Origin of the sequence: Nostoc sp. KVJ3, assembly GCF_026127265.1 — a bacterium.
Classification (GTDB): domain Bacteria; phylum Cyanobacteriota; class Cyanobacteriia; order Cyanobacteriales; family Nostocaceae; genus Nostoc.
Window position 1 is genome coordinate 1,432,501 of record NZ_WWFG01000001.1, and the last position, 20,045, is coordinate 1,452,545.

At 42.4% G+C, this 20,045-nt stretch carries 11 protein-coding genes (1 of these 11 running past the window's edge); 7 read left to right on the plus strand and 4 right to left on the minus strand.

The annotated features are described in order from the left end of the window. The 4 genes from GTQ43_RS05835 to GTQ43_RS05850 all read left to right on the plus strand — a co-directional run. Positions 1 to 305 carry the final stretch of a ribonuclease Z gene (locus GTQ43_RS05835; RefSeq protein WP_265271465.1) on the plus strand. The gene continues 655 nt to the left of window position 1, outside the view, so 305 of the gene's 960 nt are visible here — the last part of the coding sequence; its start codon lies off the left edge, out of view; its stop codon occupies positions 303 to 305. Positions 306 to 873: 568 nt separating this feature from the next. Then, positions 874 to 3,090 (plus strand): GumC family protein, encoded by a 2,217-nt coding sequence (locus GTQ43_RS05840; RefSeq protein ID WP_265271466.1) that lies wholly within the window; start codon positions 874 to 876, stop codon positions 3,088 to 3,090. Between the two features lie 9 nt (positions 3,091 to 3,099). After that, a complete protein-coding gene (locus GTQ43_RS05845; RefSeq protein WP_265271467.1) occupies positions 3,100 to 3,231 on the plus strand; it encodes a hypothetical protein in 132 nt (43 codons plus the stop codon). 256 nt (positions 3,232 to 3,487) lie between these two features. Then, complete coding sequence (locus GTQ43_RS05850) at positions 3,488 to 6,148, plus strand: ATP-binding protein (RefSeq protein WP_265271469.1); 2,661 nt, start codon at positions 3,488 to 3,490, stop codon at positions 6,146 to 6,148. A 72-nt stretch (positions 6,149 to 6,220) separates the two neighbouring features. Here GTQ43_RS05850 and ftsH read toward each other — a convergent pair whose 3' ends face one another. Beyond that, positions 6,221 to 8,122, minus strand: coding sequence for an ATP-dependent zinc metalloprotease FtsH (gene ftsH, locus GTQ43_RS05855; RefSeq protein ID WP_321162408.1), 1,902 nt, complete (start codon positions 8,120 to 8,122; stop codon positions 6,221 to 6,223). A 626-nt stretch (positions 8,123 to 8,748) separates the two neighbouring features. Here ftsH and GTQ43_RS05860 point away from each other — a divergent pair. Continuing rightward, positions 8,749 to 9,294, plus strand: coding sequence for an NADPH-dependent FMN reductase (locus tag GTQ43_RS05860; protein WP_265271471.1), 546 nt, complete (start codon positions 8,749 to 8,751; stop codon positions 9,292 to 9,294). A gap of 230 nt (positions 9,295 to 9,524) precedes the next feature. Here GTQ43_RS05860 and GTQ43_RS05865 read toward each other — a convergent pair whose 3' ends face one another. Next, the gene (locus tag GTQ43_RS05865) at positions 9,525 to 10,643 is read right to left on the minus strand and encodes a ferrochelatase (RefSeq protein WP_265271473.1); all 1,119 of its coding nucleotides are present in this window, start codon (positions 10,641 to 10,643) and stop codon (positions 9,525 to 9,527) included. A 467-nt stretch (positions 10,644 to 11,110) separates the two neighbouring features. Here GTQ43_RS05865 and gloA point away from each other — a divergent pair, with 467 nt between their 5' ends. Then, on the plus strand, positions 11,111 to 11,545 hold the full coding sequence (gloA, locus tag GTQ43_RS05870) for a lactoylglutathione lyase (RefSeq protein ID WP_265271475.1): 435 nt from the start codon (positions 11,111 to 11,113) through the stop codon (positions 11,543 to 11,545). Between the two features lie 484 nt (positions 11,546 to 12,029). Next, complete coding sequence (gene clpB / locus GTQ43_RS05875; protein WP_265271477.1) at positions 12,030 to 14,672, plus strand: ATP-dependent chaperone ClpB; 2,643 nt, start codon at positions 12,030 to 12,032, stop codon at positions 14,670 to 14,672. Between the two features lie 490 nt (positions 14,673 to 15,162). Here the strand turns inward: clpB and GTQ43_RS05880 are convergent, their stop codons facing one another. Together GTQ43_RS05880 and smc are read right to left on the minus strand one after the other, a co-directional pair. After that, the gene (locus GTQ43_RS05880; RefSeq protein ID WP_265271479.1) at positions 15,163 to 16,158 is read right to left on the minus strand and encodes a PRC-barrel domain-containing protein; all 996 of its coding nucleotides are present in this window, start codon (positions 16,156 to 16,158) and stop codon (positions 15,163 to 15,165) included. A gap of 58 nt (positions 16,159 to 16,216) precedes the next feature. Then, positions 16,217 to 19,861, minus strand: a complete 3,645-nt coding sequence (smc, locus tag GTQ43_RS05885; RefSeq protein ID WP_265271481.1) for a chromosome segregation protein SMC — start codon at positions 19,859 to 19,861, stop codon at positions 16,217 to 16,219. Positions 19,862 to 20,045: the final 184 nt, after the last annotated feature.

Here is a 20,045-nt window from a genome sequence, read left to right on the forward strand (position 1 = left end):
AATTAGCTCATGATGCAGATGTATTAATTCACGAAGCAACCTTTGCCCATCAAGATGCAGATATGGCTTTTCAGCGCTTGCATTCCACAAGCACAATGGCAGCGCAAACAGCTTTAGCTGCTGGGGCACATCGACTGATTATGAGTCATTTCAGTCCCCGTTATGCTCCTGGTAATACCTTGGAGTTGAAGGATCTCCTCAAAGAAGCCCGTGCTATTTTTCCCCACACTGATATGGCTTATGATTTCATGATTTATGAAGTGCCCAGACGACGAGAAGTAGAGTTAAACAAAGTAGGCATTTAATTTTGGATTTTAGATTTTCTATTGAACCCTTCTAATCTAAAATCTAAAATCAATTAGGCTCTATTTTAGAGTTTATTACTCTAACTTATAACGCCCAGCAAATAAACGGCAGTTTGATTTTACAAGTAAGTTAACTAGTTAACGAACAATTTACGGTTAGCTAAGTGGATCAAAAATATCCAAATAGTACGGGTTAAATATTTTTCTCAGTGTGTTTTCTATATTACAAGTTATTAAATTAAAATAACTTTAATTCTTATAATAGTGTTGTTACTTAGATGATTCTCTACTTCAATACTTAGGAAAAATAATTAATTTTTCATCAAGATCTTTATTGTTTAAATAAAATATTTATTAAAATTTTATTCTTCCAATACTGATTAAGAATTTATATGCATGAATTGATGAACATGAAAGCACCAATTGGCATAATATTATGCCAAGTGAGCTTGTCATTGTTGTAAGAATAATTAGGGCTTGCTATTTCGGCTATAGGTGTAAAAACATTTCACATTTCTCATAAATCTTCCAAATAAATATAGTGTTTCGATATTAGAGGAGTTTGATAGTGGCTAAGATTAGTCTGAATCAAGAGCAACAAGTTACTACTACTTCAGCACAAGGTGCAGTTGACATCAGACAACTATCTACTAGTTTGCTTCGCAGGCGCTTTCTGATCTTGGGGATTTCCTGTGTAGTTATGTCAGCGGCTAGCATCTTGGCTGTCATTGCCAAACCTACTTACCAAAGCAATATGCAGATATTGGTGAATTCCAATTTATCTCAAGGGGTACAATCAAATAATACTCAAGTTGGGGCAGATACTCAGGTTACTAATTCTAGTTCTCAGGTTGTTGATTCCACTACTCAGATGAAACTAATGCTGAGTTCTAAGCTTCTCCAGAAAGCTCTGGATTTAGTTCATTTTGATTATCCTGATATTACCTTAGCGGATATCAATGGTCAAGCAAAACAGAAAAAAAAAGCACCTCTAGAAATAACTCCAGAAGAGGGGGGTATAGGAGCTAATCAAGTTTTTAGTCAAGTATTTAGAGTTTCTTTCCGTGATGAAGATCCAGTCAAGGCACAAAAATTACTCCAAGCTCTACAACAAGTCTATCAAAACTACAATAAAGAACAACAAAAAGAACGCCTGAATCATGGACTGGCTTTTGTAAATGCTCGCCTACCTGAGCTAAAAAAAGAGGTGAGTAAAGCTGATAAGAATTTGGAACAATTTCGCAAAAAACATAAATTACTCGATCCCGAAGTTCAAAGTAAAATCATGCTAGAATCTTTAGCTGATATTCAAAACCAACTACAAACCACTCGTGCCAACCTTCAAGATGCAAACGCTCGCTACGATAACCTAGAGCAACAAATAGCGTCTTCATCCCAGCAGAATGAACTAATTTCTTCTCGTTTAAATCAGTCAAGCCGTTATCAAATATTACTGAGTGAAATTCAAAAGACGGAATTAGCATTGGCTAAGGAACGACTGCGCTACACAGACGATTATCCATCGGTACAAAAACTAAAACAGCAACGTCAAAGTCAATTGTTACTATTACGACAAGAAGTGAAATCTATTACTACTAGCAGTAAGGGAGAATCACTTTTGAAAGGTTCAATGGTAGGGGTTGATCCAACATTAATAGACGAGTTTATTCTGGTGCAGACAACTGTTTTAGGATTAACTGCCAATGAAAAAAATCTAGCCGAATCAGAACAGCAACTCCGCTCTGAACTAAACAAATATCCAAACTTAATAGCAGAGTATAATCGTCTACTGCCGAAGGTACAAACTAGTCATAAAACTCTTGAACAACTGCTACAGGTACAACAATATTTAGGGTTGAAAATTGCTCAGGAAGGATATACTTGGCAAGTTTTAACAGAACCGGCTCTAGGTACTTATATGGGGGGCAATAGATTGTTACTTTTGCTCGGGGGAGCGGTGATTGGGCCGATTTTAGGTATCTTAGCAGCCCTGATTTTGGAAAATTTTAATGATACTATCTATTGTACGGGAGATTTAAAAAATCTGACAAACCTACGTGTATTGGGATCAGTACCAAAACTACCGTCGTATTCTATTAAAAAGCGGCGGCTTGGACTGCCTTGGAATGGGCGACGCAGTTCAGATGACTCTGTAATAGAAGCCACTACTAGATTGCCCGTTCATGAAAACCTGGACATGATCTACCAAAATATTCAGATATTAAAATATCCCTTACCTTTCAAGTCCTTGATGTTGACTTCAGCACTACCAGGGGCAGGGAAGACAACCTTAGTATTAGGGCTTGTAGCTAGTGCTACCCGAATGCATCGGCGGGTATTAGTTATTGATGCTAATTTGCACAATCCTAGCTTGCACAAGATCCTGGGACTATCCAATGATTGGGGACTATCTCTGTTATTAGTTGATGAGCCAACTACTCATTTTCAAGATTACGTTCAGCCTATTCATCCTTCAATTGATATTTTAACTGCTGGGCCGGAACCAGAAGATACGGTGAAATTGCTCAGTTCTCAACGAATGAAAGAACTAACAGAGTTGTTTGAGCAAAGTTATGACTTAGTACTGATAGATGCTTCACCTATTTTAGGCACGGTTGATGCCAGGCTTGTGGCATCTTTTTGCAATGGTATTGTGATGGTAGAGTGTATGGGCAAAGTAACGCGAACTGAATTGACTCAAGCTATAGAAATTTTGAGTAAATTGAATTTAATTGGAATTATCGCTAATGAAGTGAACAATTCTCAAAAGGTGTTGGCATCCTAAGCAGATTTTATGAGCCAAGTTTCAACCAAGTTGATCGTGAGGGTTGTAGCGATTGTGATTGATAAGTTGGATTTCATGGACAGCGATCGCTTTGGGGGAGCTAATGGAGTTACAATATTTTCGGTCATTTTTCCTGTGTAATATAGGAATCCGGTTTGATTTGGAGAAAAGATCCGTAGGGGAGCGTTGTTTGATAGCTGGCAGCACTTAATCTCCTTTATGATCTCGGAATCAGCACCCTGGAAACCACGCAATACTTCCTAATTTTTTTGAATTTAGAATTGCTGTGGTATATTGGCATTTGACCCGACCGAGTACAAACTATGCATAAGCCCGTAGGCCAAAGAAGTCGAGGTGTTGTACTCACTACTACAGGACAGGAAGGGAGAGGGGGCTTATGAACAAAAATATTGTTCAAAGTGGTGTTTTTACCCTGTTTAGAGGTATACCCCTACGTCGCATTCTGGTAGCGTTATTTTTGCTGCAAATCTTCCTAGCTGTGGGATTGACTGCATACTTATCAATCTGCAATGGGCAAAAGGCAGTCAATGAGGTAGCTAGCGAATTGCGTTATGAAGTTGCTAATCGAGTAGAGCAAAATTTACAGACTTATTTCTCAACCCCGCGTCAAGTACTACGCGGTAATCAAAATATCATTGACATCGGGTTGCTGAAGATAGAGAATCTGGCAACCTGGGAGCCATACTTAATAAAGCAGTTAGAGATTTTTCCTGATGCTGTCACTTTAACGGCAAGCAATGAACAGCAAGAACACCTAGCGGTGGAAAAGCTTAACGATCGCCAATTCTTGCTAAGATATGCCGATAAGTCAACTGGTTACGACCTCCACACCTACAAAATTGACTCTCTTGGTCAACGGACTCAACTACCAGAGGTAATCAAAAACTATGATGCGCGATCGCGTCCTGATTATCAAGCAGCAGTTACTGCTAAAAAATTCAGCTTTAGTCAGATTTTTACATCCATTACCGAACCAAGCCTTCTAATTAGTGCATCTCAACCCATATATGACTCCCAAGGTCAGTTACTCGGTGTCAACAGCACTCTCACTCACTTATCACAAATTGGGGATTTACTGCAAAATATTAAAATTGGCAAATCTGGGCAAGTTTTTATTATCGAGCGATCGGGGCTATTAGTCGCAAGTTCCACAACCGAAGAACCATTCCGCCTCCAAAATGGTAAACCCATTCGGTTAGCAGCTTCCCAAAGCCGGAATTCTTTTACTCAAGCCAGCGCTAAATATTTAGAAACTAAGTTTAGTAACTTTGACCAAATTAAGAGTTTACAGCAACTAGATTTTTCTTTTGGCGGCAAACGACAATTTTTAGAAATTAGACCGTTACAGGGCGAATCAAATGTCAACTGGTTAATTGTAGTGGCTGTCCCAGAAGCAGACTTGATGGGACAAATTAATCGCAACACTCAAACTACAATTTTTCTCTGTCTGGGAGCATTAGTACTAGCTATTTTATTGGGAATTATCAGCGCCCGTTGGATAACTCAACCAATTCTCTACTTCAGCACGGCGACAAAAGATTTAGCCGATTTTACCAAGGTTGAAGATTCAGTGGTAATTGGACAAGGCATTAAAGAATTAGAGGTATTGGGTGAATCTTTGAATCAGATGATGCAGCAGTTACGTAAAAACTTTACTGCAAAGATTACTAAAAATGAAGAGTTAGAATTGCAAATTAAGCAGCAAACTCAAGAATTACAGCAAGAGATTCAAAAAAGGATTAACAGTGAGCGAAAACTGGGACAGCATCATCAGGCGTTAGCAGAACTGGCAAATCACAGGTCAATTTCAGAAGGAAATATAGAAACAGCATTTAAAGTTATCACTGAGAAAGCCGCGAATGCTTTAGAAATAGAGCGAGTCAGTGTCTGGTTATTTAATAGCGATGACTACGGTGAGCTGCGCCAACGCAGTAAACTACAATGTATAAATCTCTATGAACATAGCAATCAGAAACATTCGGCAGGTTTAGAACGCGATCGCACAGATTATCCCATCTATTTTAAATCCCTGACATCTGCCCGAATCATTTCTGTTCCCGACACTCGCACCGATCTACGGATACAAGAATTATGGGATGAACTGCTAGAAGCAAAGAATATTGTATCCCTAATTAATACCTCTATTTGGGTTGGGGGTGAAATAGTGGGAACAGTGTTGTATGAACAAATTGATATTCCCCGGACATGGGAACTGAGTGAGCAAAATTTTGTTAGTTCAATCGCGGAATTTGTCGCCTTGACATTAGAAGTGTGCGATCGCAAAAGTGCAGAATCTGCCCTCCGTGAGGCTCAAGAAGCTGCCAAAGTAGCAAATCGTGCCAAAAAAACATTTTTAGGAAATATAAGCCATGAACTGAGGACTCCTTTAAACTTCATTCTTGAGATCGTAAAAGCACTCCAAAATGAAGTCCACGGGACTGTAACCGAAGAACAGCAGCGGTTCCTAAATATTCTCGAATCTAGCGGTAAGAACCTCTTAGAATTGATTAACCAGATACTTGAGCTTACCGATATTGAATCCAGCAAAATAGAACTGCAACTAGCTGCTACTTCCATTCAAGGATTATGTGACTCTAGTCTCAGTTTTGTCAAAAATTTAGCATTACAGAAAAATATTCAACTGAGTGTAAAAATCCCTGAAGAACTCGAACCTATCAAAGTTGATGAGCGCCGCATCCGCCAAGTATTTATCAATCTATTGAACAATGCTATCAAGTTTACTCACGACGGAGGCAAAGTTTGGATTGAAGTTCAGCCAAATTCTACAAACGAATATATCTTTTTTAGCGTGGTAGATACAGGTATTGGTATGCTTTCCGATGACCTTTTTCAATTATTTCAACCTTTTATGCAAGTTGAAAATCCCTCTACGCGTCGTTCCGCAGGTACTGGTTTAGGTTTAGTAATGGTGCAAAAAATTGTCGAGTTGCACGGTGGTACTGTCCATGCTGAAAGTCAGTTAGGTAAAGGTAGTAGATTTACAGTCAAACTTCCGTGGAAAAGTTCAAATACATGAAAACTACTGTAAATTAAATTTTTACCTGACAAGAGAGACGTAGCAGTGCTACGTCTCTACATTATTTTTTATTCAGATGCCTAATGAGTGAGGTACAGCCAATTTTGCATCAGCTATCTGGGCATTATCCACAACAATTTGGCGGAATGAATCGCCTTCAATTGTTTCTTCTTCTATTAACAAATCTACTAAACGCTCTAAAACTATGCGGTTTTCTTGCAACAGTTCTTTGGCTCTGATGTAGCAATTGTTAACAATTTCTCGGACTTGCGAATCAATTTTGGCGGCAATTTCTTCAGAATAATCTGATTTATTCATCCAGTCGCGTCCTAAAAATACTTCTGCACTCTGATTTTCTAAGGATAATGGGCCTAATTCTGACATCCCGAAGCGTGTCACCATCTGCCGCGCCATCCCTGTCACCTGTTGCAGGTCATTCCCTGCACCTGTGGTTACTTCTGGTTTACCAAAAACTATTTCTTCGGCAGCACGACCGCCCAAAGTAGCAGTAATCCTAGCTTTGAGTTGAGAACGAGAAATTAACCCCTGTTCTTCGTTGGGAGTAAACCAAGTTAATCCTAGTGCTTGTCCTCGTGGAATTAATGTAACTTTCTGCACTGGGTCATGGTCTTTAATCAATGTGCCTACTAAAGCATGTCCAACTTCATGATAGGCAATTAAGCGTTTGCTCTTGCTGTCTACTAAAGCAGTACCTTCCATACCTGCAACAACTCTATCTACAGCCGCATCAATTTCTAAAAGGGTGACAGCTTCTTTGCGTCTCCTGGCAGTGAGAATAGCAGCTTCATTAAGTAAGTTGGCTAAGTCTGCGCCAGTAAAACCAGGAGTGCGGCGAGCGATCGCTTCTAATGATACGCTGGGATCGATTTTCTTATTCCGCGCATGCACTTTCAAAATATCCAGCCGTCCTTTGAGATCCGGTGCGTCAACCATCACTTGTCTGTCAAAGCGTCCTGGTCTAAGCAACGCTGCATCTAGGACATCTGGACGGTTAGTAGCAGCAATAATAATGATCCCTGTGTTACCTTCAAAACCATCCATTTCGGTGAGCAGTTGGTTGAGGGTTTGTTCGCGCTCATCGTTACCGCCACCAATTCCAGCCCCCCGTTGTCTGCCAACTGCGTCAATTTCATCGATAAATATTAGACAAGGGGCATTCTCTTTGGCTTTTTTGAAGAGGTCGCGCACGCGAGATGCGCCCACACCAACGAACATTTCTACGAATTCCGAACCGGAAATACTGAAGAATGGTACACCTGCTTCACCTGCGATCGCTTTTGCTAGTAATGTTTTACCAGTACCAGGGGGGCCAATTAACAACACTCCTTTGGGAATCCGTGCGCCTACAGCAGTAAACCTTTCTGGTTGTTTGAGGAAGGTAACAACTTCTTCAAGTTCTTCTTTAGCTTCTTGAACCCCGGCTACATCTTCAAATTTCACTCCGGTTTTGGCCTCCATTTGGAAGCGCGCTCTGGATTTACCAAAATTCATCGCTTGGCTAGAAGCATTGGTAGAGCGCCGGAGGAACAATAGCATTAAAGCCAGCAGTGGCAAAATCCACATGAGATTGAACAACAACCCAACAGCAGCCCGACTATTAGCAGAGGAAACCTCGCCAAAATCAACATTCTTATCTTTGAGTATGTTGATTAACTCTGTATTTTGTGCCAGAAGTCTCACCTGTTGCGGTGGTGTATTATCTTTCTGCCCCTTGAGATAAACCCTTGCTAGCTGTTCGGTTTCGTCAAGCTCTACTTTTTGGACTTCTCCCGCCTTCGCTTTCTTGAGCAAATCGCCATAGCTTAGAGAGGTGGTGTCTGCTTTTTGTGCCAAGACAGGGGTACTCCCGAAAATGCCTGGTAACATAATCAAGCTAGCTGCAATCGCCCCAACCCAAGCAACGCGCTTTGATGACTGCCTTTTTATCAATGATTTTTTTCCCAAATTTGTCATAATAATTACCCTTTGTCTGCTGGCACAAGTTGAGCTAAGGTTTTATGCCTCTTCTATCAAAAATTGTAATAACTGGAAATTACACTTTTCTTATCTAGTCTAACTTCCACACAAAAGCATTCCCAAGTTTCTTGTAACTACTTAAGGATGGGCATGGGGCATTGGGGAACAAACTTGTTAAATAATTCCCCCTCATCTCAATACTGCTCGGTTAAGGAATTTTTTGGTTTAGGCAAGCAGGGGGAGCAGGGGGAGAAATGGGGGCAGGGGGGGGATTTTTGCTTCCCCTGCCTCCTCTGCTTCCCCTGCCTCCCCTGCTTATCCGAGCAGTATTGCTCCTCATCTCCCTCATCTCCCTCATCCCCCCTACTCCCTACCGTAAAAGCAACGGGATATTTTTATTATTTTGGAAGTCCCTAAGTCGTTGGCGCAGCCTCTCGTAGAGAAGTCTTGGAATTGGGTATGGAAAGAATAATTGCTCCAAACTCCTTTTTAAGCATCAAATTTTCCAGTAGATATTAATTTGACACATTCCTACATAAATCGCTAAGATCAACATAGTCATAACGATTCCGCTTTTTAAGAAATCTGGTAATAGTAGCTAGTTAATAGTTTGTAGGTTAATTATGGTAAGAATTATTGGCATTGGTGGTAGCTTAAGAGCCAACTCCTATACCCAGCTTGCTTTACAAGTAGCAGTGCAAAGGGTTGAAGCTGTGGGTGCAGAGGTAGAAATTATCGATTTACGGCAGTTGCAGCTACCGTTTTGTACTGGTGCAAAGGAGTATCCAGAGTACCCAGATGTGCAAAGGTTGCAAGATACAGTTAGTGGCGCTGATGGGTTAATTTTAGCCACACCTGAGTATCATGGTAGCGTTAGTGGTGTGCTGAAAAATGCTCTAGATTTGATGAGCTTTGAGCAACTGTCTGATAAAGTCACAGGATTGATTAGCGTCTTAGGTGGTCAGCCTAATAGCAACGCCCTAAATGACCTACGGCTAATTGTTCGATGGGTTCATGGTTGGGTAATTCCAGAACAAATTGCGATCGGGCAAGCTTGGGGTGCATTCAGCCCTGAAGGTAAGTTGTTAGATGAGAAACTCTCCCAAAGATTCGATCAATTTGCTCAAAGTTTAGTTGATAATACTCGCAAGCTGCGGGGCGTAAATTAGTTGTAAGATTAGAAAAATAATTGTATATCAGTACTGTGACAATACGCTTGGGTGGGCTTTGCCTACCCTACGGGAAGACTGCGATCGCAGAGTGAGTTTACGTAAGTGCTAGTATAAAAACTCCCACGCATTGAGGCATGGGAGTTTCAGAATTTGTAGTTTTAATCAGGGCTTGCTCTGTGCTTATTAATTACAAATTATTGTGCAAAGCTTTGCACAACTTACTAAACTTAATGATGGTGGTGATGGTGATGGCGATCGCCAGCGAGTTGGGGATTAACTGCCAAAGTTTCCTCTGACAATAACTCTGCAATATGAGCATCAGCCCATTGCGCCACCATCGCTAAAAATTCTGGGCGATCGTTAACGCAAGCCATTTGCACGTAGTTCGTACCAGGATGCTGTTTTTCTAAAGCATGGATGATATGGTGTACATCCAATAAAGTTTCGTGGTTTTCTGTGGCAAAGCCAATTGGCATAAATATCACCACTTTTGCACCCAGTTGAATCAGGTTATTTGCCGCTTGCTCGGCATTTGGCTGTGTCCAATCAATTAAGGGGGTGTCATGATTGAGCCAACCCACCGAAATTAACGGATAGCGGTTAATCAGCTTATCTCGAACCAAATCGTACATTGCTTCACTTTCGGCAATCCCAGAAGTAAAGCCTTTAGCTTTATGGGGACAGCCGTGATTCATTAACACAATACCGATTTGAGAAGGTAGATAAGCTGCGCCTAACTCAGCAATTTTTTCCTCAACTAGATGAGCCATCAAATCGATGTAAGCTGGTTCGTTGAAGAAAGAAGGAATGTAACGCTGTGCTTTAATCCAGTGTTCCTCACCATCAGTTAACTCAACAAGAGCATTGTTAACTTGCTCGATCGCAATCCCACTGGTAAAAATAGAATCAACAACCAGCAACGGATAGATTAGCAGTTTCTCAAAGCCTTGGTTTTTAATTTCTGCTAAAACTTGATTGGGTAAGAAAGGGGCGCAAAAGTTAAAAGCTTTGAAAACTTGAACATTTTCACCCCATTTTTCTTGTAAATGCTTCTCAATCCCAGCCCGTTGCTGTTCAAAGATGGCATTGTGTGGGGAGATAAAATCGTGGTGTGTGTGTCCCCACTCATGGCGGTCAAATAGCGCCAAAAGCTTTGCTAGAGGCGGATAAATCCAGGTTGGTACTGGTGCGAATTTTGCTGTCAGTAGATTTAAAGCCTGTTCGTTATAGTTGGCGAAATCTTCGTAGCTTTCGACTTCGCCGTAGCCCATAAGCAGTACGGCTACACGGTCTTTACCTGATAGATGCTCGTGGGTGTGTTGTAATTTTTCCGGCGTGGCAACCACAATTAGTTCCTCAATATAACCAGAGTGCAGAGAAATATAAAGTTAGGGAATAGTTTGCACATTTTCCCTAATAGTAACTTATTATCCCATCCAGGGGGATAGGATAGGTGAGAAAATTCAAACAATACATCAAAAGTAAGACTTTCGTCGGGCATTGAAAATTGAAAATTGAAAATTGAATCAATGCGCCATCCGTATATAGGAATAGTATTTGATTTTTGAAAAAATCTAAGTATATGTAGGTCATGCATCACGTAGCATAACGCACCAAGATTTTTACGTAGAGTGCATTAGCCTTTGGCATAACGCTTGAGCAAAAGTTGCTACCCAGATCCCCGACTTCTTCAAGAAGTCGGGGATCTAAATCCAGCTTAAGTTAATTGATATTCCACCCTACGTATATTTCAAAAATCAAATATGAGTTCTATATAAAATATAAGAATTAAGTAAGTAAACAAAAATAAATTATGCGATTACTACACACAATGCTGCGGGTGGGCAACCTTGAAGAGTCCTTAAAGTTCTACTGTGAACTTCTGGGAATGAAATTACTGCGCCGGAAAGATTATCCAGGGGGAGAATTTACCCTAGCTTTTGTGGGCTACGGTGATGAAAGCGACAACGCAGTGATCGAACTAACCTACAATTGGGGGGTGGAAAAGTACGAATTGGGTAATGCTTATGGTCACATTGCCCTTGGCGTTGATGATATTTACGCTACCTGTGAGCAAATCCGCAATCAAGGCGGTAAAGTTGTGCGCGAACCAGGGCCGATGAAACATGGTTCGACAGTAATTGCTTTTGTGGAAGATCCAGATGGGTATAAAATTGAACTGATCCAATTAGGATCTCAAGGGTCAGCAGCTAAACAGGAATCACTTGAGCAACTTGTGAGTCAGTAATTCTTACAAGGGATTTCCAAAAAAATAAATTATCACTAGGGTGGAATTTCACTTATCTTAAGCTGGATCTAGCTCCCCGACTTCTTGAAGAAATCGGGGATCTGAGCAGCAAGTTTTGTTTAAGAGCGAGACACGCGAGACTTTTCTCTTTTTGTCTCACCTTTTTAGGCGGGTTAGGGAATCTGATCTGCGTAAATCCTATTAGTATCACCAACATTAACAACGATACCGAATAGCCCGTCGTAGACATCGCTCCAATAGTACCATTTGGCAAAGTCCGCTCAGAACAGTGTTTTCGTTTTAAATTAGGAAATAGATAGTAGATTAAACTATCACCAATTACCAATCCTAAATTGCCACCGAAGATACACGCGGATATAGGCTGAGAATGTTTGGATAATTATCTGGGTCTAATGAGTAGGGTTACAACCACTGCCCACTTCCCACTCCCTAAACTAAAAATTCAAGTTCCAAAATTTTAAAGATGCAACCTACAGATCCAAATAAATTTACTGATAAAGCCTGGGAAGCGATTGTTAAATCTCAGGATATAGTTCGTGCTTATCAACAACAGCAATTAGATGTTGAACATTTAATTATTGCCCTCTTAGAAGAACCCACCAGTCTAGCAATACGTATCCTAGCTCGATCTGAAGTCGATCCAATCCGCTTTCAGCAGCAGCTAGAAGCCTTTATCCAACGTCAGCCCAAGGTTGGTAAAAGCGATCAGCTTTATCTTAGCCGTAGTTTAGATGTTTTACTAGACCGAGCTGAAGAAGCTAGAGTCAGGATGAAAGACTCCTACATTTCTGTAGAACACATACTTTTGGCTTTTGCTGAAGACGATCGCATTGGCCGAAGGATACTCAAAGGCTTTAACACAGATACAGCTAAACTAGAAGCTACTATCAAAGCCGTTCGCGGTAGCCAAAAGGTGACAGATCAAACCCCAGAATCCCGTTACGAAGCCTTACAAAAATTTGGGAGAGATTTGACAGAACAGGCAAAAGCTGGAAAACTCGACCCGGTAATTGGGCGGGATGACGAAATTCGGCGGGTAATTCAAGTATTGTCTCGTCGGAGCAAAAATAACCCGGTATTGATTGGTGAACCTGGAGTAGGTAAAACTGCGATCGCCGAAGCTTTAGCACAACGGATGGTAAACGGTGACGTTCCCGAATCTCTGAAAAATCGCCAACTCATTTCTTTAGACATCGGTAGTTTAATTGCTGGGGCAAAATTGCGAGGAGAATTTGAAGAACGCCTAAAAGCTGTCCTCAAAGAAGTTACGGAATCTAACGGTCAAATTGTCCTATTTATTGATGAACTACATACTGTAGTTGGTACAGGTTCCAGCCAACAAGGGGCGATGGATGCGGGAAATCTGCTCAAACCAATGCTGGCGCGGGGAGAACTACGTTGTATTGGCGCAACTACCCTCGACGAGTTCCGCAAACACATTGAGAAAGATGCTGCCTTAGAACGTCGCTTTCAGCAAGTATTTGTCGATCAGCCAACTGTGGAAAATACTATTTCCATTCTGCGGGGATTGAAAGAACGCTATGAAGTGCATCACAACGTCAAAATTTCTGATTCGGCGTTGGTAGCAGCAGCAACCCTGTCAGCGCGTTATATTAGCGATCGCTTTTTGCCAGATAAAGCCATTGATTTGGTAGATGAAGCGGCGGCACAGTTAAAAATGGAGATAACCTCCAAACCAGCCGAATTGGAAACCATCGATCGCCGTCTCATGCAGCTAGAAATGGAAAAGCTGTCATTAGCTGGCGAAGAAAAGGGTACTCCCCAAACGAGAGAACGTTTGGATCGAATTGAGCAAGAAATCGTCAATCTAACCGAAAAACAGCACACCTTTAACGATCAATGGCAAGGTGAAAAGCAGTTATTAGAGGCGATCAGCGCTTTAAAGAAAGAAGAAGATGCGCTGCGAGTGCAAATTGAACAAGCGGAACGGGCTTACGATCTGAATAAAGCTGCTCAACTCAAGTATGGCAAATTGGAAGGAGTGCAACGCGATCGCGAAGCCAAAGAAGCGAACTTTTTAGAAATTCAAAACCAAGGTTCGACATTGCTGCGAGAACAAGTCACTGAAGCTGATATTGCCGAAATAGTCGCCAAGTGGACGGGAATCCCTGTCAATCGCCTACTGGAATCGGAACGGCAAAAATTACTGCAACTAGAAAGTCATTTACACGAACGAGTCATTGGGCAAGAAGAGGCTGTAGAAGCGGTAGCAGCAGCGATTCGCCGCGCCCGCGCGGGGATGAAAGACCCCTCGCGACCCATTGGTTCATTTTTGTTCATGGGCCCCACAGGAGTGGGTAAAACCGAACTCGCTCGTGCTTTAGCTCAGTTTCTCTTTGATTCTGATGATGCCTTGGTGCGCTTGGATATGTCTGAGTATATGGAAAAACACTCAGTTTCTCGGTTAGTGGGTGCGCCTCCAGGATACGTAGGTTATGAAGAAGGCGGTCAACTTTCCGAGGCGATTCGCCGCCGTCCCTACTCAGTGGTGCTGCTGGATGAAGTGGAAAAGGCGCACCCCGATGTGTTTAATATTTTGTTGCAGGTGTTAGATGATGGAAGAGTTACTGACTCTCAAGGAAGGGCTGTAGATTTTCGCAACACCGTTATTGTCATGACCAGTAACATTGGTAGCGAATATATCTTGGATGTATCTGGTGATGATTCCAAATATGAAACGATGCGGGTTAGGGTAATGGATTCTTTGCGATCGCATTTCCGCCCGGAATTTCTCAACCGCCTTGATGATATCATTCTCTTCCATACCCTCAGTCGTACGGAAATGCGGCATATCATCCGTATTCAACTCAAGCGAGTAGAAAATCTCCTGCGCGAGCAAAAAATCTTCTTTGAAATATCCCAATCAGCATGCGATCACCTTGTTGAATCAGGCTATGACCCAGTTTATGGTGCCCGTCCACTTAAACGAGCAATTCAGCGAGAGGTAGAAAATCCTTTGGCTACCAAGTTATTGGAAAATACTTTTATCTCTGGAGACACGATTATGATTGACAAAAATGAAAATGGTCTGTCTTTTAGCAAAAAGGTGCAGGTGAAGGTGTCAGTACCACAGATTGCTACATAGTCGGAGAAGGCGATTTAGAAATCGCGGCTAAAAGAATTAGCCCTATCTTTATAAGTAAAGATAGGGCTGAACTTAATCTTAGAAATAATTCTAGGACTTACGCACTGTACAAAACAATCATGTTGTGCATCAACGTAAATACGCCGTTTCAGGTTTTTATTAATCATTCATTGATGGTAAATAGATCCGCGTGATAGGGGCAATTCATGAATCACTGGTGTCAACTTAAGCTCAAAGCTTTGTCCCACAGCTCTTTTACCCCCTTTATAAGGGGGTAATGATATTTCCGGTTCCCTCCCCTTTATAAGGGGAGGGTTAGGGTGGGGTAACGCGGATCGTGATGGGAAGTGAGTGAACTCAATATCGAATTTTTACATGGGTTTCACGTTAAGTTGACACCAATGTTTATGAATTGCCCCTACGATGGCTCTGGTCTTTCCTGTCAATGCGCAATTCGTAATTCGTAATTTTTGGATTTAATTACGAATTATTAATATCCGCCTTCTTCTTCGTATTCTGGCTGTCTTTCTTTAACTTTCTTAGGAATATTCACAGGCTTTGGCTCATCTTCCCAAGCATCGCCGTCTACGTCGTCATAATCATCGTATTCATCAACATAAGGCTTGCTGTAAGGCTTGGCTTCATACTTTAGCGGCTGCGGTTGTTGATACCTGTCGCTGCCTGTTGCCTCACTCCAGTTATCTTCTTCCTCGTCTTCTTCGTATTGAATAGACTCATACTGCCGCGCCTTCATTACCTGACGCTGTGGCCTTTCCTCTTCCACATAGTCTTCTGTCCATTCCTCTTCTCGCGCTACAGGTTCGGGGGCGCGAACTCTCTGCTTGGGTGGCTGCAATGGCACTCCACTAGGGAGTTGATTGCCTGGTGCGACTTGGCGCGGTGGAGTATAGCCGTATTCTTCTTCTGCATCCCTTTCCCACGGCGCTTTGCCGATACCCAAACGCTCTAGTAAACCAGTTGTCAACTGATTAACCCGTTCTTCGGCTCCCTCAAACACAATCAACCGATTGGGGCCAGTACTGACAATTTCATCCACTGAGAACTCGTAAGTACTCAAAAATTGGTCGGGAATTTGGGGGATTCCTAAAGAAGCGATGACTATAGAGTTAAGCTTCCCGGTTTCGCCGTTGAATTTGAAGCCCCGAACTTTACCTAATACTTCACCTGTTTCTGTAATTACTTCCCAGTTAATCAGATTGCTGAGAGATTCAACTTCAATATCTTCAATTACATCTTCGTTATCAACTAAGATGACATCACCAATTTGGCTGATGTTGTTGAGGTACATATAGCGCGGTATGCCCGAAATGGAGATCAGGCTGTCTCGCAAACCAAGAGCCACAACCTCTCGTTGATCTATATCTACCCAGACTTGACTGATGATGCCTAGCCGCTTGCCGTTGTCGCGGGTAATCACCTGGGTATTTAATATGTCGGAACGCCTAATTATCTGTTCGGAGGTCATTCTATACCGAGTCCTGATCTCGAATCCGGTTTATCCATACACTATTATTAACAAAAAATCAAGCAGATGTATTGGATGATTGTAACTTAATCCCCAAAACTTGAGTGTAAGCTCCTCGTGCTTGAGTAACGCCGATTGTGCGTTCGGCTGATTCTATCATCGGACGGCGCAAACTCACAACTATAAATTGCGCTTGTTGTGATTGTTGCTTAATCATTCTAGCTAATCGTTCTACGTTTGCTCCATCTAAGAACATATCTACTTCGTCAAAGGCGTAAAAGGGCGATGGGCGATAGCGTTGGAGAGCAAAGATAAAGCTCAAGGCTGTAAGTGATTTTTCTCCCCCAGACATGGAAGCTAGGCGCTGTACGGGTTTCCCTTTGGGGTGTGCGACTAAATTTAGTCCACTGCTAAAGGGATCTTCGGGATTTTCAAGTTGCAAGAAGCCGTCGCCGTCGGAAAGAATGGCAAAAATCGATTGAAAGTTTTCGTTAACAGCATCGAACGCTTCTTTAAAGGCAAGTTGCCGCAATGTGGTAAAGTTTTCAATCCGCAAAAGTAATTCGGTGCGTTCCCCTTCTAGTGTTTCTAATTTTTGTGTGAGTTCTTGGAGACGGTTTTGAGTGCGCTCGTATTCTTCCAACGCCAGCATATTCACAGGTTCCATCGCCTGTAAGCGTTTGGTAAGCGATCGCAATTCTTTCTGCAATTCTTCCAAATCTACCTTATCTGGAACCTCTGGCAACGGATTTGGTAATTCTGCCCCCATATCCCGCAACTGGCTTTGCAGTGCAATTAGTTCCTCCCGCCGCTTCTCTTGGGTTTCTTTGAGTTTTTCTATTTCCCATTGCAATTGTTGCTGGCGCAAAAGGTGCGATCGCACTTCCTGTTCTGTAGTGTCGCGTTTTTGTTTCTCTTCTCCCAAATTTTGCTCCATTTGAGTCAACGATAAACGGGTTTGGGTGATTTGGTCGTTTACCGTTGTGATTTGTGTGGAGACGCGATGAATCGCGTCTCTACAAGAGGTTTTTTGGATTTCGTATTCTGCGATGCGTGTCTCTGCTTCTTGGATTTTTTCTTGCGATCGCTGTTGCTGATTTTCCAAATTTTTTAATCTTTGTTCAGCTTCGCGTAATGTTGTCTCGCGTTGTTGTAATTGTTGCTCTTGAATTTTAATTGTCGCTTGGATTTGTTGCCATTCGCTGGGAGTTTGGGATGCTTCTAACTCTGCTAAAGCGTGTCGCAATTGTTGCAACTGAGTTTCTTGTCCTGGTAATTCCCGATCTAAAATTTCTAATCTTGATTGAGCAGTAGCTAACTTTTCGCTATTTTGGGCAAGTTGCGATCGCGTCCCCTCTAATTGCGCTGTTAAATTCTTAATATCTTTTTGCAACTGTTCCAATTGCAACTGCTGTTCGCGCCGTGCTTGACGCGCTTCTGCAAGTTCTTGGGTGAGTTTTTTGCTTCTGGCTGATAAAGTTGCGATCGCTTCAGTACAACGCTCTAAAACCCGCTCAATATCCACCAAACGACTTCTTAAGGCGATCGCTTCATCAGATTCTGCCGCTTCTGAATTGTTAAACCGCAAGGCTGAACGCTGAGTGTTACTACCACCAGTCATTGCACCGCTAGTTTCCAGCAGTTCGCCGTCTAAGGTGACAATGCGATACAAACCTAAGTTTTTCCGCGCTGCCTCAAGGCTAGCAAATACTACCGTGTTACCGAAAACATAGCTAAATACATCTTTGTAACGGCGATCGCAATCGACTAAGTTAACAGCATAATTAACGAAGCCGTTAGCAAAACGCAGGGTTGCATCTTGAGTAAATTTCGGAGCGTGAATTTTATTCAGAGGTAAAAAAGTCGCTCTCCCGGCACGTTTCTGTTTGAGCAATTCAATCCCGGCTGCGGCGACACCATCATCTTCCACCACAATATGTCCCAAACGTCCACCAGCAGCCATTTCCAAAGCTAGCTGATGGCGTGGTTCCACCTTTCCTAATTGCACAACTAAGCCACAAAGTCCAGGCATTCCCGATTGTAAAATGACTTTACTCGCCTGGGTTCCTTGGACTTCTTGCTGTGCCTGGGCTTGCGCCTCAATTTTATCCAACAGACGTTGTTTTTCCCGTTGTTCAGAAAGTAACCGCTTTTGGGTTTCCTGCTGGATTTGCAATTCTTGTTCTGTGGCTGAGAGATTTTGAGCTAAATTTTGGATGGGTTCGCTAGAGGCGTTAAATTGAGTTTCAATTTGACTACACTCAGTTTGTTTTTGAGCTAATAGCGGTTCGTCGCGTTCAATTAACTGAGTTTGTTCTGAAATTAGTTGCTGTAACTGATTATTGCGTTCTGTGAGTTGTGCTTTTTCTGTACGTTGCGGTTCTAGAGTTTGCAGCAGAGTTTCAATTTGACGGTTGAATGCCGTTTGTTGCTGCACCCACGCTTCCGAAGCCGAGGCGATTTCGGCTGCGGCTTCGCGGGAGGTTTCTAAGGCTTGGTGCGCTTCGTTTCTTTGGTGTTGGGAAGACGCGATGAATCGCGTCTCTACAATTTGGGTTTCGGCAATTTCTTCTAGGGAATGACGGTGTTTTTGAATTTCTTGCTGAGTTTGAAGCAGACGTTTGGCGGTTTCTTGGGAAGTCGTTTCTAATTCCGTTAGCTGACGCTGGAGTTGTTTTCGTTCTGCTTCTTGAGTGGCGAGGGTAGACTGTACCGCTAAAAGTTCATCTTCTCCCAATGCTTTCACATGGGCATTGAGTTGTTCCAGTTCAGCACTTTTTTGGATGATTTCGGAATTTAGATTTGTGAGTTGGGTTGAGAGTTCACTAGAATTGCGATCGCCTGTTTGAATCTCGTGAACTAACTTTTCAAGTTGTGCTTGTAGCGATCGCCATGATAAAACTGCTTCCCAGGATTGTTTAGCAATCAACTCCGTGCGAAGCTTTTGATATCTCTCAGCTTTAGCCCGATCTTGAGAAAGGCGATCGCGCTGTGCAGTTAATTCTGTTTCAATAATCCGACAGCTATCTTCTTTTTCCTTCACCTCATCTAAAGTTGACTTGGCTTGGATGATTTTGCGATCGAACGCCGCCACACCAGCCAATTCATCAATAATTTCCCGCCGTTCCCGCGCATTCATCGAGATAATGCTGGTGACATCCCCTTGCAGCACCACGTTGTAGCCTTCGGGATAAACCCGCAGGTTACTTAATTCTTCGTGCAACTGCGTCAGCGTGCAAGCTTCACCATTGATATAGTAATTTGACGTGTAACTCCCTTGGTGAGTGACTCGCAGCCTTCTAGTGACACTCCACTCTGTCGATTTTGGATTTTGGATTTTAGATTTTGGATTTTCTTGCCCATTTCCCTCATCTCCCTCATTTCCCTCATCTCCCTCACTTTGCATCTTTACGGCTTGAGGTAAGATATCCTCCCCAGATAAATCAAACGTCACAGTGACGCTAGCTTCGATAGAAGCCCGTCCTTTAGCCGTTTGGGTGTTATTTACCAAATCTGGCAAGCGATCGGCTCGCATTCCCTTAGAACTGGAGAGTCCGAGGCAAAATAGCAGTGCATCTAGAATATTAGATTTACCGGAACCATTTGGCCCAGATATGACAGTACACCCCGGCAGCAAAGGGACTGAGGTAGTACCGCCGAAGGATTTGAAGTTGGTAAGTTCCACGCGCTTGATATGAACCATAGGCGCTGGTTAACTGGGCTAATGAAGAACAAGTGTATCAACTAATTAAAAATTCGCAAGAGGGTAGGGGGAAAATTAGGGATTATCGAACCGCAGAGGCGCAGAGAACACAGAGGGGGTAAGGAGAATAGTGTTTCAGAGAAAAGCACAATACTGCTCGGATAAGCAGGGGAGGCAAAACTAA

Bases quoted from the DNA above. Each gene is read 5' to 3' on its own strand.
- GTQ43_RS05845 (WP_265271467.1), top strand. From the start codon at position 3,100: ATGAGCCAAGTTTCAACCAAGTTGATCGTGAGGGTTGTAGCGATTGTG.
- GTQ43_RS05850 (WP_265271469.1), top strand. From the start codon at position 3,488: ATGAACAAAAATATTGTTCAAAGTGGTGTTTTTACCCTGTTTAGAGGT.
- ftsH (WP_321162408.1), bottom strand. From the start codon at position 8,122: ATGACAAATTTGGGAAAAAAATCATTGATAAAAAGGCAGTCATCAAAG.
- GTQ43_RS05860 (WP_265271471.1), top strand. From the start codon at position 8,749: ATGGTAAGAATTATTGGCATTGGTGGTAGCTTAAGAGCCAACTCCTAT.
- gloA (WP_265271475.1), top strand. From the start codon at position 11,111: ATGCGATTACTACACACAATGCTGCGGGTGGGCAACCTTGAAGAGTCC.
- clpB (WP_265271477.1), top strand. From the start codon at position 12,030: ATGCAACCTACAGATCCAAATAAATTTACTGATAAAGCCTGGGAAGCG.
- GTQ43_RS05880 (WP_265271479.1), bottom strand. From the start codon at position 16,158: ATGACCTCCGAACAGATAATTAGGCGTTCCGACATATTAAATACCCAG.
- smc (WP_265271481.1), bottom strand. From the start codon at position 19,861: ATGGTTCATATCAAGCGCGTGGAACTTACCAACTTCAAATCCTTCGGC.